This is a genomic window from Rhodococcus sp. NPDC049939 (assembly GCF_040656415.1).
In the GTDB taxonomy this organism is placed as follows: Bacteria; Actinomycetota; Actinomycetes; order Mycobacteriales; family Mycobacteriaceae; genus Rhodococcus_F.
Genome location: NZ_JBFAMC010000003.1, coordinates 285,356 through 302,260, shown reverse-complemented (window position 1 = coordinate 302,260; position 16,905 = coordinate 285,356). Strand labels below are relative to the sequence as shown.

General features: G+C 65.4%; 1 protein-coding gene. It reads right to left on the bottom strand.

Features of this window, described 5'->3' with window-relative positions; translation table 11 throughout:
• Positions 1–76: 76 nt before the first annotated feature.
• Positions 77–16,855: an amino acid adenylation domain-containing protein gene (locus AB0I57_RS13595; protein WP_358335699.1), complete on the bottom strand. Its 16,779-nt coding sequence runs from the start codon at positions 16,853–16,855 to the stop codon at positions 77–79.
• Between the last annotated feature and the right edge of the window lie 50 nt (positions 16,856–16,905).

Sequence of the window (16,905 nt, the reverse complement as noted above, 5' to 3'; positions counted from 1 at the left end):
GGGTTCAGTAACAAGCCGCAAATCGTTCAACTCAGACCCAATTCTTCACAGGAATTGAGGCTTCGATCACCCTCGATCATCCACAGTCTCCAGCCCACTCCACGACCAGCGCCGACAGCTCCGACGCCCAGCAACGGACCGTCTCGACGTCCAGGACTTCGGAGGAGAACGAGAAGTATGCGTGCACGGGTCCGTCGGCGACCGGTTCGTAGAAGCTCAGCGTCAGATCCGCATCCGGAACACCCACCGGCACAGGCATCAAGGCACCTAGCGCGTCGAGATGACCGAGCCTCGCTTGCTCGTGGTGGATGAGCATGACTTGCGGGCGCAACACCGGTGCGATCTCACCCATGGCATCCACGACGTCCGCGAAAGCCACGTCCTGGTTGTCCAGCGCTTCGAGGTTCGACTCGCGGATTCGCCGCAGAAGCTCCAGCGGACCGGGATCTCCGCTCGTATCCGTCCGCAACACAACGATGTTGAAGAAGCAGCCGACCATCGCATCGAGCGCTTCCTCGGAACGGCCTGCGACGAGCGATCCCAGCGGAATGTCCGTGCCGGCACCGTGGCGGGTCAGCACGGTCGCGAGAGCCGCCTGCAGCACCATGAACAGGCTGGTTCCCGTATCGCGCGCGAACGCTTCGATCGAAGTGCGCAGTTCTGCATCGATCTCGACCGGAACAATCTCCGACGTCGGGGTTCGCGACCCTTTCGGTTCCGGTAGCGCAAGCCGGGGCGGCATGCCCTCCAATCTTTGACGCCAGTAAGCGAGCTGGCGAGACCACCGGCTGCCCGGATCGGCAGGGTCGCCGGACAGTGCCTCTTGCCAGACGACATAATCTCTGTACTCGACGGGCAGTGGCTCCCAGTCGGGTTCGTGGCCATCCGATCTGGAGACGTACGCGCCCATCAGGTCACCGAGCAGCGGCACCACCGACCATTCGTCCACGGCGATGTAGTGCATCGCAAGAAGCAGCGCCTGCGTACCGTCCGCAGCCCCCACGAGATGCGCACGCAGCGGTGCCTGTTCGGTGAGGTCCATCGGCTCCTGCGCCAACTCGAAGACCGCCCTGTGCACGTCACCGTCGCCGACGTCGACGATTTCGAGAACCGGACGAGCCCCTTCTTGCGCGACCACGGAGTCGCCGACGTCGACATACACGGTGCGCAGGGGTTCGTGCCGCGATACGACATCGTCGAGCGCCCGCGCCAGGGCCTCGGGATCCACCGCACCGCGAATCTGCACCGACAGAGCATGGCTTGCCTGCGCCTCTGCGCCGTCCGCACGGAACTGCTTCCAGAACCGCCGTTGCGGTCCGGACAGCGCCGGCGCGTTCGGCCTGGGGTTTGCGGGCGACAACACCGGCAGGCCGGATCTGCCCGCGTCGGCGACGATCGCCGAGAGACCAGCCACAGTGGAGCTGTCGAACACGTCCCGGATACTCAGTTCGACACCGAACCGCCGACGAAGGCGGCCTACCAGCCTCATCGACGCCATGGAGTTTCCGCCGAGTTCGAAGAAGTTGTCGTGGATTCCGACCGACGGGAGGTGAAGGATCTCGGCGAATACGTCGGCGATCTCCTTCTGCTCCGGGGTCTGCGCGACGCCGTCTCCGATCAGCGCCGACCAGTCCGGGCGCGGAAGCGCCTTGCGGTCGAGCTTACCGTTGGGTGTCAGCGGCAGATCGCCATCGAGAACGACGACCAGGGTCGGGACCATGTAGTCGGGCAATCGGGTGGCGGTGTGTTCGCGGACTGCCTGAGGATCCACCTGCTCGGCACCACGACCATCGGGCACGGTCACGTAGCCGATGAGCCGGACTATGTCGCTCTCTCGATCTGCCACCACCGCCGACTGTTTCACATCGGCGTGGCTACCGAGGGCCGCGATGATCTCGCCGAGTTCGATACGGAATCCGCGAATCTTCACCTGATCATCGACACGTCCGAGAAAGTCGATGTTTCCGTCCGCCCGCCAACGCGCACGGTCACCGGTCCGGTACATCCGAGATCCAGCCTCACCGAACGGGTTCGATACGAATCGTCCGGCTGTGAGGGCAGACTTTCCCAGGTATCCGCGTGCGAGACCGCGTCCGGCGATGTACAACTCGCCCGCCACTCCGGGCGGAACCGGATTCAGCAGATCGTCGAGTACGTACGCCTGCTCGTTGGGATCAGGAATTCCGATCGGTACTGCCGAGTCCCATCCAGGCCGGGCCTGCCACAGGGTGTTGTTGACGGTGGCTTCGGTGAGACCATATGCCGCCAACAGATTCAGCCGCTCGGCCCAGCGGCCGATCAGCTCGGGCGGCACGGTCTCCGTACCCACCAGCACCGTGCATCCTGCCGGGACGTCACATCCGGGCGGTAGCGCCGCCATCAACGACGGCGGAATGATCGCGTGCGTCACAGCGTGTTCGGCCATGAAGTCGGTGAGCTCCGGGCCCGCCACACGGGACTCGTCCGGCACGATCACCAAACGCGAACCCGTGCACAGCGCCATGGACAGCTCGAATACGGCGACGTCGAATCCGATCGAGGCGAACTGCATCACCACCGAGCCGCGAACCAGTCGCATTCTCTCCTCGGCCGTGGCGACGAGGCTGGGAATTCCGTCGTGAGTAAGGACCGCGCCCTTGGGTTTGCCGGTCGAACCAGATGTGTAGATGACGTACGCGGCATGGTTCAGGCCGCTCGGCGGCTGTGGCAGGTCCACACCACCGGCGGCGTCGAGTTCGGCGATGATCGACGGATCATCGAGGAGAACACGGTCGAGTGTGTTTGCCTCGGTGATGTAGGTGCTCTCCCGCACCGTTGTCACCAACACCTGCGCGGCCGAATCGGCAAGCATGTAGGAGATGCGCTCTGCCGGGTGGTTCAGATCGAGCGGCAGGTACGCCGCTCCGAGCCTGAGCACACCGACGACTGTCGCCACCATCTCGATCGACCGCGGTAGCGCCAATCCCACCACGCTTTCGACGGATACACCGCGCCGATGCAACAGTGCGGCAATGCGCTCGGCTCGGTCACTCAGTTCTGCATATGTCACCTGACCGTGCGAGTCGATCACAGCGACAGCCTCCGGGGTCGACGCGACGTGGCGCATAAACGCCTCGAAGAACGTCTCCTCCGGTACCTCCTGCCCAGTGTCGTTGAACCCGTGCAACACCAGATCACGCTCGTCGTCGACAAAGACGTCGAGATCACCGATCACCACACCGGAATCGGACGCCAGTGCATCGAGCACCGCGATCTGACGGCGCGCGATCTTCGTCGCGGTATCGCGATCGAAGAGGTCGGAGCCGTACTCGAGGCGCAATTCCACCCGCTCGGCGTCCAGATACTCGGTGTAGTTGAACACCAGATCGAACTTGGCCGTGCGCTCTTCGAACGAGACCGGGACGGCCCCTTCCGCAACCACCGAGTCGGACGCCCGGGTGTGGTAGCCGACCATCACCTGGAACAGCGGGTTCCGGGCCGGAGTGCGTGCGGGATTCACCCTCTCCACAACGGTTTCGAAGGGGACGTCCGCATTCGCGAAGGCCGCCAGGTCGATGTCGCGGACTCGAGCCAGCAGTTCGTCGAACGTGGGATTGCCCGACACGTCGGTCCGCAACACCACGGTGTTGACGAAGAAGCCGATCAGCTCGTCCAGTCCCTGCTCACTGCGCCCGGCGACCGGCGCGCCGAGCGGCAGGTCATCGCCCGCACCCAACCGGTGCAGCAGCGCTGCGGACGCCGCGTGCAGAACCATGAACATGGTGGCTCCCGACGCCCGTGCGAGAGACCGCAGGGCCCGTGTGGTCGCGGCGTCGAGTGCCATCTCGATTGCTCCGCCCGCGAAACTCGGCCAGGCGGGACGAGTGTGATCGGTGGGGAGCGCCAATTCCTCCGGGATCGAATCGAGTGTCTTCGCCCAGTAGCCGAGTTGACCGCTCATGACACTCGAGGGGTCGTCCGGGTCACCGAGCAGATCTCGTTGCCACAGCGTGTAGTCGGCATACTGCACGCCGAGCGGTTCCCACGATGGCGCCGCTCCCTGCGCCCGGGCGGAGTACGCAGTCATCAGATCGCGCAGGAATGGGCGGTCCGACCACTCGTCGGTGGTGATGTGGTGCAGCACTATCGCCAGCACCTGCTCCCCCGCGACCGTGATCAGCCGTGCCCGGATCGGGATCTCCGCGCCCAGGTCGAACGGGCGGCCCACGGTCTCCGCGACCAACTGGGCGAGTTCGGCTTCCGTGGCGTCGCACTCGGTCACCTCGGGGCGAACATCGTTCAGGATCAACTGAATCGGCTCGCCGTCGTGCTCCCCGAAGACCGTCCGCAAAGACTCGTGTCGCATCACCACGTCGGTCAGTGCCTGCTCGAACAACTCCGGGTCGAGTGCTGCTTGCAGCCGCAGGACGATCGGGAAGTTGTATGCAGCAGATGCCCCGTCGATCTGCTGCAACAGCCAGAGTCGTTGTTGCGCAGCAGAGAGCGGCAGATGCTCGGGCCTCGGCCGTGCTACCAGGGCGGGCCGTTTCGAGCTCGTGTCGTTGCCGATGCGGGAAGCCAGCTCCGCGACAGTGGGTGCCTCGAAGAGATCACGCATGGTCAAGTCCGCCTCGAGCGCACTCCGTGCACGACTGATCAGCCTCGTCGCGAGCAGCGAATGACCACCGAGATCGAAGAAGTTGTCGTCAACGCCGGGAACCGGAATCCCGAGAACCTCTCCGAACAGACCCGCCAGGATGCGTTCGGTGTCGGTGCGCGGCTGCGTCCGTTCGCCGCCGCGGGCACCCAGAACCTCATCCGCGGACGGCAGCGCCTTGACGTCGAGTTTGCCGTTCATCGTCATCGGCAGGCTGTCGACCTCGATGATCGCAGCCGGCACCATGTAGTCGGGCAACAGCCCACGCAGCGCCGGACGGTACTGGTCGGCACCCTGCGAGCCACGAGGGCTTGCGGGCACCACGTACCCGACCAATCGGGTGAATCCACCGGGGCCCGAATCGACCACGACAGCCGCCTGGCGCACAGTGTCCAACGATTCGAGCGCCGAGGAGATCTCGCCCAACTCCACCCGATGACCACGAATCTTCACCTGATCGTCGGTGCGGCCGAGGTAGTCGAGGTTTCCGTCCATGCGGCGACGCACCAGATCGCCCGTCCGATACATACGTACGGACTCCTCGAACGGGTTCGCCACGAAACGCTCCGCCGTCAGCGCGAATCGGCCCAGATAGCCTCGGGCCAACCCGACCCCGGAGATGTACAACTCGCCGGTGACACCGTCGGGAACCGGACGAAGCCAAGGGTCGAGCACGTAGGCTGACGTGTTCCAGATCGGCGCGCCGATCGTCGACGTGGCACTGTCCGCGGTACTCGCGCCGAGAGTGTTGATCGTGTACTCGGTCGGGCCGTACAGGTTGTATCCGAAGGTCCCGTCGGTGTCGCGCAACCGGTTCCACACCGAATCCGACACTGCCTCGCCGCCGAGCAGCACCAGGGGTGGCCGGTGGCGGCCCAGGCTGTCTTCGAGTAGCCCCTCCTCGAAGAGATGCTGCGCGTACGTCGGCGTCACATTGACGACGTCGATCTCGCGGGCGTCGCAGTAGGCGACGAGGGCCTCGGCATCGCGTCGGAGGTTCTCGTCGCATATGTGTACCTCGTGGCCCTCCACCAGCCACAACAACTCTTCCCACGACATGTCGAAGGCGAACGACACGGTGTGCGCGATTCGCAGTCGCCGTCCACCCGTCGCTCTCACCACGGGGTCGAAGATCGCCTCACGGTGATTGAGCTGCATATTGGTCAGACCGCGGTACCCGGTCACGACACCCTTCGGCTTGCCCGTCGATCCCGAGGTGTAGATGACGTATGCCGGGTGCTCGAGTCGCCTGGGATTTCCGGGCGCGAAACCGCGGAGTTCGGCATCGGACAGTGGCGCGGACGGGACTGCCTCGAAGTCCACTTCGTCGAGGACCAGCACGTCCACCGCGGCCGCGGCCAGGGTCTGCGCGAGCGACGACGTGGTCACCAGTGTGGTCGGGCCCGCGTCCTCGAGCATTCCGATCAAGCGCTCTGCCGGGTGATCGAGTTCGAGCGGCAGGTATGCCGAACCGCTGCGCAGTACCGCGAACAGCGCCACCACCATCTCCACCGACCGGGGCAGGGCAAGAGCCACGATCTGTTCGGGACCTGCCCCGTGACCGAGCAGGAGCCTGGCCATCCGATTCACATCGGCATCGAGTTCGGCGTAGCTCACGGTCCGGTCGCCGAAGACCAGCGCAGTCTCGTCGGGCTGAACGCGCGCGATATCCCCGAGCAAGTCTGCAACTGTCGCGTCGGGTAGCGGCCTCGGCTCGGCGAGCAATGGATCCGCGGCTCCCGCGATTCCTGCGAGCGAGCCCGTTATGTCGGTGGACCATTGCTCGAGCACGGACACGAACCGCGACAGCATGCGTTCGACGCGATAGTCCGCGACCGTCTCGGGGTGGAACTCGAACTTCACTTTCACACTCGTCCCCGGCGTCACGACGACCGTGACCGGGTAGTGGGTGTGATCGATGCTGTCGCCGCCACTGATGTCGTGCGCATCGTTGAGGGCCGACACCTGCTTCTCGTCCACGAAGTTCTGCAGCACGTACAACACGTCGAACAACCGGCGATGCTCGGTGACCCGCTGAATGGATGCCAACCCGAGATAGTCGTAGGGGCTCAGCGACAACCGGTCGGACTGTGTCTGGCGCAGTAGGTCGACCACACTCTCGTTCGGACGCAACGTCATCCGGACGGGAACGGTGTTTAAGAACATTCCAGCCACCCCGTCCAGCCCCCGAACCTCCGGCGGGCGACCGGCGACGGTGGTGCCGAAGACCAGGTCCTGCCGCCCCGTCTCGACCCCGAGAACGACGGCCAAAGCTGCGCTGAGCACCGCATTGAGCGTGACGCCTGCACCCCTTGCGCTCGCGCGCAGTCGCTCGCTCAGCTCCTCCGGCAGAACCGCGTCATACTGGCGGGGCGGCTGCGGATCCGCTGGGGAACTCACCGCGAGCAGTGTCGGTTCCTCGAGCCCGCGCAGCGCCTCGGCCCATGCGGCCTCGGCGTCGCCGGTGTCCCTCGCGGCGAGCCAGATCAGATAGTCCTCGAATGTACCTTCGGGGGACCCGAACCCGGAGTCGTCGCCACCCGATTCGTAGAGAGCCAGCAATTGGCTCACCACGATCGAATTGGACCATCCGTCCCACAGCAGGAACTGGCGGTTGACCACCAGGCGATCGTGCGTGTCCGTCAGACGCAGAACCATGACCCGCCACAGCGGGGGTGAGGTGAGATCGAACGGCGTCAGCCGATCCTGTGCCGCCAACTCGGCAGCGCGGGCGTTTCGATCGCCCTCATCGAGTCCACGGAGATCGAACTCGACGATCGGAATGTCTAGGCCGGAAGCGACGAACTGCACAGGCGCGCTGAGTCCTTCGCTGACGAAACCCGCTCTCAGAGTGGGATTGCGGCGCTGAAGAGTTCGTAGGGCGCCGGCGAGGCGTTCGATGTCGAGGCGATGCCCGAAGTCGAGGGTGAACTGCGCCGTGTAGATGTCGGATCCGGCGTCGAACCCGGCCTGAAAGTACAGGCCCTCCTGCAGCGGCGACAGCGGCAGTATCGTGTCGACCCCGGTAGGACTGGCCGCCACTATCCGATCGATCTCTCGCTGCTGCAGCGTCACCAGCGGGAGATCGGACGGGGTCAAGATCGCCGGCCCGTCGTGTGCGGCCGCGGCGCCGGCGAGATCACGCAGCGCCCTCACCCATCCGTCGCTGATCGCGATCGCATCGTCCTCGCTCAGGTCGTCCTCCGACCAGGCGAACACGGCCTGCAGTTCGGCGCCGTGCTCGGCTTCCTCGCACAGCGCGTTGATCACGAGCCTATAGGGTCCGCCCAAGTCTCCGTCGGGATCGGTTGCCAAGGAATCGGATTCGGCAGCGTTCGTCCAGACACCGGTCTCCACCTGCGGCATGCGGCCAAGGTAGTTGAACAGCACCTGCGACTCCGACCTTGCCGCGAGCACTCTCGAGGTACTGGCGTTGACGTACCGGAGCATCCCGTAGCCGATTCCGCCGTCGGGCGCGCCGCGCAACCGTTCCTTGACGTCCTTCAGGGTCTCTAGTGCATCTCCCTGACTGCCCAACCGGACCGGGGTGACATTGGTGATCCAGCCGACGGTGCGGGAAAGATCCACGCCCCGGGCCAACTCCTCGCGTCCGTGCCGCTCGAGGTCCACCAGCAGGTCCGGACCGTGCTCGCGGCCGGCGAACCACCGGTCGACGGCCAGAGCCAGCCCCGCGAGCAGCACATCGGTGACATCGGCGCCGACGACTCCTGGAACCTTGGTCAACAGGGTCTTCGTGAGCTCGGCGTCCACACATACGGTGCGCCGTGCTCCGCTGCTGACAACCGCATGACCGGTGGCACCGGGTACCAGTTCCGCACCGGGTTCGGTGACCTGCAGCCAGTGATCGAGCTCCCCGAGCCGGGCGGGTTCGTGTGCCTGCTCGGTGAGTACGCGCGCGAATCCGCGCAGCGACGTGCCCACCGGGTCGAGTGCCGCGGGTTGACCGTTGTCGGCGGCCACCCACGCCATGGCCAGGTCCTCGACCAGGATCCGCCACGACACCGCGTCGACCACGAGGTGGTGAGCGACGAGCAGGAGCCTCCCGAGGTCGTCCGGACCGGCGTCGAACCACACCGCAGAGAGCATGACTCCGCTGTCGGGGTCGAGGCGATCGGTGGCCGCATCGGATTCCGCCGACACCGATTCACGCAGCGCGGCGTCATCGAGACCGGTGACATCGATGCGTCGCAGAGACAGTTCCGCTGATTCGGTGATCTCGAGCGACCACACCCCCGGCGCGTGCCGAGTGAGCCGCTGACGCAGGCCGTCGTGGTGGTCGAGTACCGCCTGCAGGGCGCGCCGGAGCACCTCGGTGCTGGTGCCGGCCGGAGTGTTCAGGAGTACCGCCTGATTGAAACGGTTCTTTCCGCCGCTCCACTCCGAGAGCCGGTGCACAACCGGAAGCGGCCACGCGACGCCGGTCCCGGAGTCGTCCACTGCGGCGACCGGGGCTATGTCGGACCCGCTGACCACTCCTGCCAGTGCAGACGGCGTTCGATGCTCGAAAATCTGCCGCGGAGTGATCGTGATCCCTTCGCGGCGAGCAAGATTCACCAGGCGAATGGCAAGGATACTGTCGCCGCCGAGCGCGAAGAAGTCATCACTGCGGCCCACTGCTTCAAGGCCGAGGATCTGGGCATAGTGGCCGGCCAGCACCGCTGCCACACCACTTTGGTCAACCGTTGCCACGCCAACCTGCGTGGTAGTGACATGCGCCGAGAAGTCTGGCGCAGGCAGGGCTTTGCGATCCAGCTTGCCGCTCGGGCTGACCGGGAACTCCGCCAGCGTGACGAACGCGACCGGCACCATGAACTCCGGCAGGGTGGCAGTCAGGCGCTGTCGAACATCGTCCGGATCGGCGTCACCGACAAGATACCCGACCAGTTGTTGCAGGCCCGGCCGATCCGAGCGCACGATTGCGGCCGCCTGCCGCACACCGGGGCACGCGGCCATCTGAGCTTCGATCTCACCCAGTTCGATGCGGAAGCCTCGTAGCTTCACCTGATCGTCTGCCCGACCGACGTACTCGACAGCACCCCCCGCGCCGATTCGAGCGATGTCACCGGTGCGGTACATCCGAGATCCCGTAGCAGAGAATGGGTCAGCCACGAAACGCTCGGCGCTGAGTGCGGGCCTGCCCAAATACCCCCTGGCCAGTTGCGCCCCAGATAGATACAGCTCACCCGAAGCACCATCCGGCACCGGTTGCAGGTAGCGGTCGAGCACGTACAGACCGGTGTTGGATGTCGGCAGGCCGATCGGCACAGACGGCGCCGAGGCTTCGATTCCCTGGACGGACGCCGCGAAGCTGACCTCGACCGACGCCTCGGTAGGACCGTAGAGGTTGTCGAGTTCCACTCCGGGCAGAACTTCGGCGACTCGCCGGGCCGACGTCACCGGCAGCGCTTCCCCACTGCAGGAGATGATTCGCAATCCGGTGCATCGGGCTGCGGCAGGCTCGGCGAGGAACGCCTCGAGCATCGACGGGACGAACCGCACCCGTGTGATCGACCGCCGGATGATGACATCCGCGAGGTACGCCGGATCCTTGTGACCGTCCGGCCTCGCCAGGACGAGTGTCGCGCCGGACAGCAGCGGCCCGAAGAACTCCGGGACCGACACATCGAAACTCGAGGGAGTCTTCTGCAACACGTTGTCCGAGGGCGTCATCGGCCGGAAGCGCTGCTCCCAAAGCAATCGGTTGACGATTGCGGAATGGGGTACGACAACCCCCTTGGGGCGACCCGTCGATCCCGAGGTGTAGATCACGTAAGCCGGGTGCTGCGGAGCGAGCGCGACACCGGACAACGGCTCGGACGAGTAGCCCACGGCATCGGAAACCCGGACCTGTGGAACGTCGACACCGGCGAATGGTGCAGCCGAGTCGGTCAGAAGGCACACCGGTTCGGCGTCATCGAGCATGTACGACAATCGGTCTACGGGGTAGCTGGTATCGAGTGGCACGTATGCACCGCCCGCCTTCCCGACCGCCAGGAGAGCGACCATCAGGTCCAGCGAACGGGGCAAAGCCACCGCCACCTTCGACTCCGGTGTCACCCCTCGCTCGACGAGCAACCGGGCCAGACGGTTGGCCCGCTCATGCAACTGCGCATACGTGAGTTGCTCGTCCTCGCTCACAACCGCCACGGCGTCGGGTGTCCGCTTCGCCTGCTCATCGAGGAGGGCCGTCACCGTCGTCCGGGGGAACCCCACCCGTACTTCGCGCCGTGCCACGTCGATCGACTCACGCGAGGCCAGCGCGACTCGTGACACACTCTGGTCCATGTCGCTGGTCAACTCGGTGAGATATGCGACCGTCGACTCCGCGAACCGGATCGCGGTCGTCTCGTCGATGCGCGCCGCGTCGTACTCGAGGTCGAGCGTGAGTTCGCCGCCGGGAACGACGATCAAGGTCATGGGGTACGGCGGGCGTTCGTCGAATCGAATGTCCGTCACCTGCACGGCACCGGAGGGATCGGTGAGGGCGCCCTCCCCGAGCGGATAGTTCTCGAAGACGACCAGCGTCTCGAAGAGGTTGTGCAGTCCGGCTTCCCGGCGCAGGTCGGACAGACCGAGATATTGGTGGTCGAGCAGCGTCGACTGCTCGTGCTGCCACCGGGCGAGGGTCTCCACCACCGTGTCGGCGGGCCGGTATCGCAGCCGGGTCGGAATCGTGTTGATGAACAAGCCCACCATGGTCGCGATACCGGGTAGATCGCCTCCACGACCAGATACCGTCGACCCGAACACCACGTCCTCCGAGCCGGTCAACCGTCCCAGAACCAGTCCCCACGTTCCGTGGACTAGCGTGCTGAGCGTCAGTCCGCGAGCGCGACCCATTGCGGTCAGTGCGGCAGTATCTTCCGACGGAAGCTGCATCCGTATCTTGCGGATACCGGATTGGCCCTGCAGCAGTGGATTCGGAAGCTCCACGGGTTCCGGTAGATCGGCGAGTACTTCCCGCCACACGGCAAGCGATGCCGCACGGTCCCGGGCCCCGAGCCACTCGAGGTAGCTACGGTACGGCGTGGGTGTCGGGAGTGTCGGCGGTGTTGCCTCGGCGCTGTAGAGCGCCATCAGTTCACGCAGCATGACCGGTACCGACCAGCCGTCCGCGACGACGTGGTGGATCGACTGCAGCAGAAGGAACTTCTGTGCCGCGACTCCGTCCATATCCCTGTCGGCGATCCTTGCAAGCGTGTAGCGCACCAGGGGCGCGCGTCCGAGGTCGAACCCGATGGCCCGGTCGGCGGCCAGCAACTCATCCACCCGCTGTGCCGGTTCCGCTTCTGCGGTCAGGTCCACCACTTCCATCGGCACACGCACGTCGTCCCGGACAACCTGCACGATCCGGCCGTCCGACACCGCCTGAACTCCGACGCGGAGAGCGGCGTGCCGGTCGACGACTGTCTGAAGTCCACGGTGCAACGCTGCCGCATCGACGGGTCCGGTCAGCTCGATCACCTGTTGCACCACATAGGGATCGGAATTGGCGTCCTCGAAAGCCGATTGGAAGTAGATCCCCTCCTGCAACGGCGTCAGCGGCAAGACTTCCACCAGTCTTGTCGGCGCCGCCGGCGTGGTCAGCTCTGCCAGTGCGTCGACGTCCACTTGGGTCAGCGAGACCAGCGGGAAGTCCGAGGGCGTATGCCCACCGTGGCGCTGCGCTCCGGCCAGTACCCGGAGCGCAGCTGTCCACTCCTCGGCAAGCGCCTCGACGCTAACGCGCGTGAGAATCCCGGGCGCCCAGGTCATCGTGGTGGTCAGGGCCGGGCCGTCTGGGCCCTCCTCCGCGATCACATCGAAGGTCAGCACATGGCCGAGCGGCATGCGCGGGTCGTCGGCGCCGCTCATGGCACGAGGAAGCCAGTCGACGTCCACCGCCGACGGCACCCGGCCGAGGTAGTTGAACAGCACCTGTGGGATCGGTGCCCGCTCGAGTTCCGGTCTCGGCATGCCGAGATAGCGCAGCGCCCCGTAGCCGAACCCGGACCCCGGAATCCGGCGCAGCTGGTCCTTGACCGCCTTCAGGGCGCGAGCCATGTTCGCTTCGCGGTCCACCTCTGCTGTCGTCGTCCCCGGGTCGATCGCCACCGGGTAGACGGTGGTGAACCACCCGACGGTTCGGGAGAGGTCGACCACTCCTCCGTCGTCGCGACGAAGCGCCTCTTCCTCGCGTCCGTGGCCCTCGAGGTCGAGAAGTACCGCGCCCGAATCCGTGCCGGCTCCGCTCGCGGCACGCCACTTTCGTAGCGCCACGGCAAGCCCAGTGAGCAGCACATCGCCCACCTGGGCGTGAAATGCCGCCGGTACGGATGTGAGAAGCGGGTGTGTGAACTCCGATGGCAATGCCACGGTGAGGGATTCGGCGTCTCCGGCCTTGTCGAGCAGCGGATCCAATGCCCGCGAACCGATGTTCGGATCGGGAGTGGCGATCGCTTCGGCCCAGAAGGGCAACTCGTGGTCGAACGCGCCCTCCCTCACATGCTCGTTCAGCACTTCCGACCACCATCGCAGCGACATCCCGGCCTTGGCGAGTTCGGGGGTGTCACCCGCCATCGCCGACATGGCCGCGCTCGCAAGGTCTTCGAGGATGATGCGCCAGGACACCCCGTCTACCACCGAGTGATGGGCAACCAGCAACATTCGCCCGGGACCGTCCTGGGCGGAGAACAGGACCGCTTGCACCATTGCCCCGGCATCGGGATCGAGGCGACCGACAGCCGCACGGGTTTCCGAATCGAGTTGCGCCTGACTGCCGTCGAACTGGACGACGCGAAGCACGTCGTGGGCTGCAGCCGGATCCCACTCCGGCACCGACAGCATCCAGCGCGCACCGCGAACGAGTCTGGCCCTGAGTGCGTCGTGCCTTTCGAGGACTGCGGCCAGGGCGATACGGGCGGTCTCCGCGGCCAGATCGGCGGGAGTCTGCACGAGCACCGACTGGTGGAACGCCGCGACGTCGGCGCCTCGCTTCCCGGTACGCGCCAGGATCGGGGTGGATTGCACCTCGCCAACCGCGACATCCTCCGAGTCGACCTCGACTCGAACGCGGCCGTCCTGTATCCGGGCGAGGGCCTCGGCCGTGCGGAGCTGGAAGACCTCTCGGGGGCTGATCGAGAACCCTTCTTGTCGAGCCCGGTTCACCAATTGGATCGCGATGATGCTGTCACCGCCGAGGGCGAAGAAGTCGTCCGTGACGCCTACCGTCTCCACCCCGAGGACGCCGGCAATGAGCGCACACAGCCTTTCCTCGACCGCGGTTCGCGGCGCCAAGTCCTCGCTCGCCGCAGCAAGGTCGGGTTCAGGGAGTGCCCTGCGATCCAACTTCCCATTGGGTGTGAGCGGGAAGCTGTCGAGGATGACGAACGCCGACGGCACCATGTACTCGGGCAACTTCGACGACGCCCACACCCTCAGGTCGGCGATATCCAGGTCAGCGCCCTGTTCCGCGACCACGTATGCCGCAAGATACTTCGCGCCGGAAGGAATCTGGCGAACGACGACGGCGCTGTGCCGGACACTCGGATGCGACACCAGCCCCGCCTCGACGTCCTCGAGTTCCAGGCGCATGCCCCGGATCTTGACCTGGTTGTCGGCGCGGCCGAGAAAGTCCAGTGATCCGTCCGCGGTCCATCGTGCTCGGTCGCCCGTCCGGTACAGGCGCGACCCGTCGCATGCGAAGGGATTGGCAACGAACCGGGCTGCCGTGAGCCCGGGCGCACTCACATACCCGCGCCCGAGGAGGAATCCGCCCGCATACAATTCACCACCGACGCCGATCGGCGCCGGGTTCAAGTGCTCGTCCAGCACGTACAGCTGGGTATTCGGGTTCGGCCGGCCGATCGACGTCGCGATCCGTGCCGCCTCGGATCGATAGATCACATGCGACACACCGATAGTCGCCTCCGCCGGGCCGTAGCCGTGATACAGCGTGGTCGCGAGCTGGGCCCTGAATCTCTCGAACAGTTCCGGGGTGAGAACCTCGCCACCGCACCACACGTGTTTCAGCACGGACAGCAGATCCGTTCCACGGGACAGTTCGAGCAAGACGTCGAGCATCGAGGACACCAGGTAGACGAATGTCACCGACTCGCGTGCGATCAGATCCAGGAGGTACTGGGGATCACGTTCACCACCTGGCTCGGCCACGACCAATCGCCCACCCGACACGAGGGGCAGCAGTATCTCGTTCACGGAAATATCGAACGAAAGCGGGGCCTTGAACAGCGACGCGTCCCCGGGGCCGAAGTGCAGGATCTCGTCGCGCTGCCACAGCAGTCGTGCGCACACGGCTTCGTGCCGGATCATGGCACCTTTCGGGCGGCCCGTCGAACCTGAGGTGAAGATGACGTAGGCCAGTGAAGAACCCTGAACAGCCTCAACAGGAAGCCCCGGAGGCTGCGCGGCATACGCCCAATCCTCGAGATCGACTGGCACTGCCCACTCCCCAGCGTCGGCTACGCCACCGGGGCCGGTGAGAACGAGTGAAGCCCCGGCATCCGCGAGCACCGACCTACGCCGATCCAGCGGCCAGGACGGGTCGAGCGGTACGAACGCACCCCCGGCGCACATGACGGCCAGCAGCCCAATCACCATCTCGGCTGATCGTGGCAGACCCACCGCCACAACCTCTTCCGATGCCAGGCCCCGCGACCGCAGGTGATGCGCAAGCTGCGCAACACGCTCTCCCAGTTCTCGGTAGGTGAGGCGCACCGAACCCGAGACGAGCGCCTCGGCATCCGGGGTGCTGGCCACCTGCGCCTCGAACAACGCAGAGACTGTCGCCGATTCCTGTGGAGCGACAGTGTCGTTGAACTCTTCGAGCAACTGCCTGCGCTCATCGAGCGTCATCGGATCGAGCGACGCAATGCTCAGCGAAGGTTCGGCGACGAACTGACTCAAGAAGTGCGAGAGCCTACGACGGTGCTCCTCGAGTTCGACATGTTGCCCGGCAGGCGCCCGCAGGTCGATCTCGATGGGCTCGGAATCCTGCCCTCCGCGAATCGAGAAGTCGAGGTCGCGCACCACCCCGGTGGCCGAGCTTCGCACCCGCGTGGGGAAGCCTCCGATCGTCAACGGATGCTCGAACATCATGGAATTGATTCCGGGACCGAATATCTGGCGATCCGGATCGATCGACCGAATATCGCGGGCGAGATCCTCACCACGATAGCGGCCATGGCGCAGAACCGAAATGAGGGTGGTGTCGATCCGCTTCGCCAACTCGCCCACTGTCATGTCCGGATCGACCTGCACACGTAGCGGCAGGATCGTCGAGCACATTCCGGGTATGCGGCGCATGTCGCGGCCCACCCGGGCGGTCATCGGTAACGACAGCATGAGGTCGCGTACACCCGTCATGCGGTGGATGTATGCCACGACGGCAGCCATCGGCAAGCGAGTCCGCCTGATACCGGCGTCCGCGGCGTAGGCGTAGAGGTGGTCGGCGTCTTCACCGTCAATCTCGACCAAGGCGGAGATCGGGATAGCGGAGCCGTCCACGACGTGCGGGAGCAGCCTCGGCGGCTCGGGCGCATCGATCACCTGCTGGATCCAGAAGTCACGGTCAGCGGCGAAGCGCTTCGATGCACGGTACTCGTGATCGGATATGACGAGAGCGTCGAGAGGCCAAGGGACAGGCTCGACCTCGAAGTCAGGGCTGTCGTATCGCTCGACTACTTCGGCGACCAGCAAGGCGACCCCGTAGCCGTCCATGATGGCGTGGTGATAACGCTGGTACCACACCAGCGATTCGTCGCCGGTACGAAGCAGAGCCTGCCGGAACATGGGCGCGTCTGCACCGAGGTCGATCACGGTTCTCATGTCGCGATCCATCCATGCACGAGCGCTCGCGTCGGGATTCTCTTCGCCGCGCAGGTCGACTACTTCCAGCGTCCAATCCCAGGCATCGCGGGGAACCTGTCTCAGTTCCCTGCCCTCACCCTTTTCGAAGCGCACGTGCACGGCTTCGGTCCGTTCCACAGTCCTGCGGATCGCGGTGATCAAACGATCGATATCGATCGGGTCGTTGACTTCTCCGGCCATCGACACGTTGTAGACGGGACTCTCCGGATGCAGCCGTTGCCCGACCCACACCTCGGTCTGGGCGGCAGTCAATGGGAGCGGTGTGCGCGTCGAAACGGGCATGGCGGAGAACGCCTGCAGGTGGGCAGCGGGCGCGTGGTCCGGTGACATGGGTGATCCGATCGTCCGTCGAGAGCACTCGCCGCACGACGAGTCCCTCA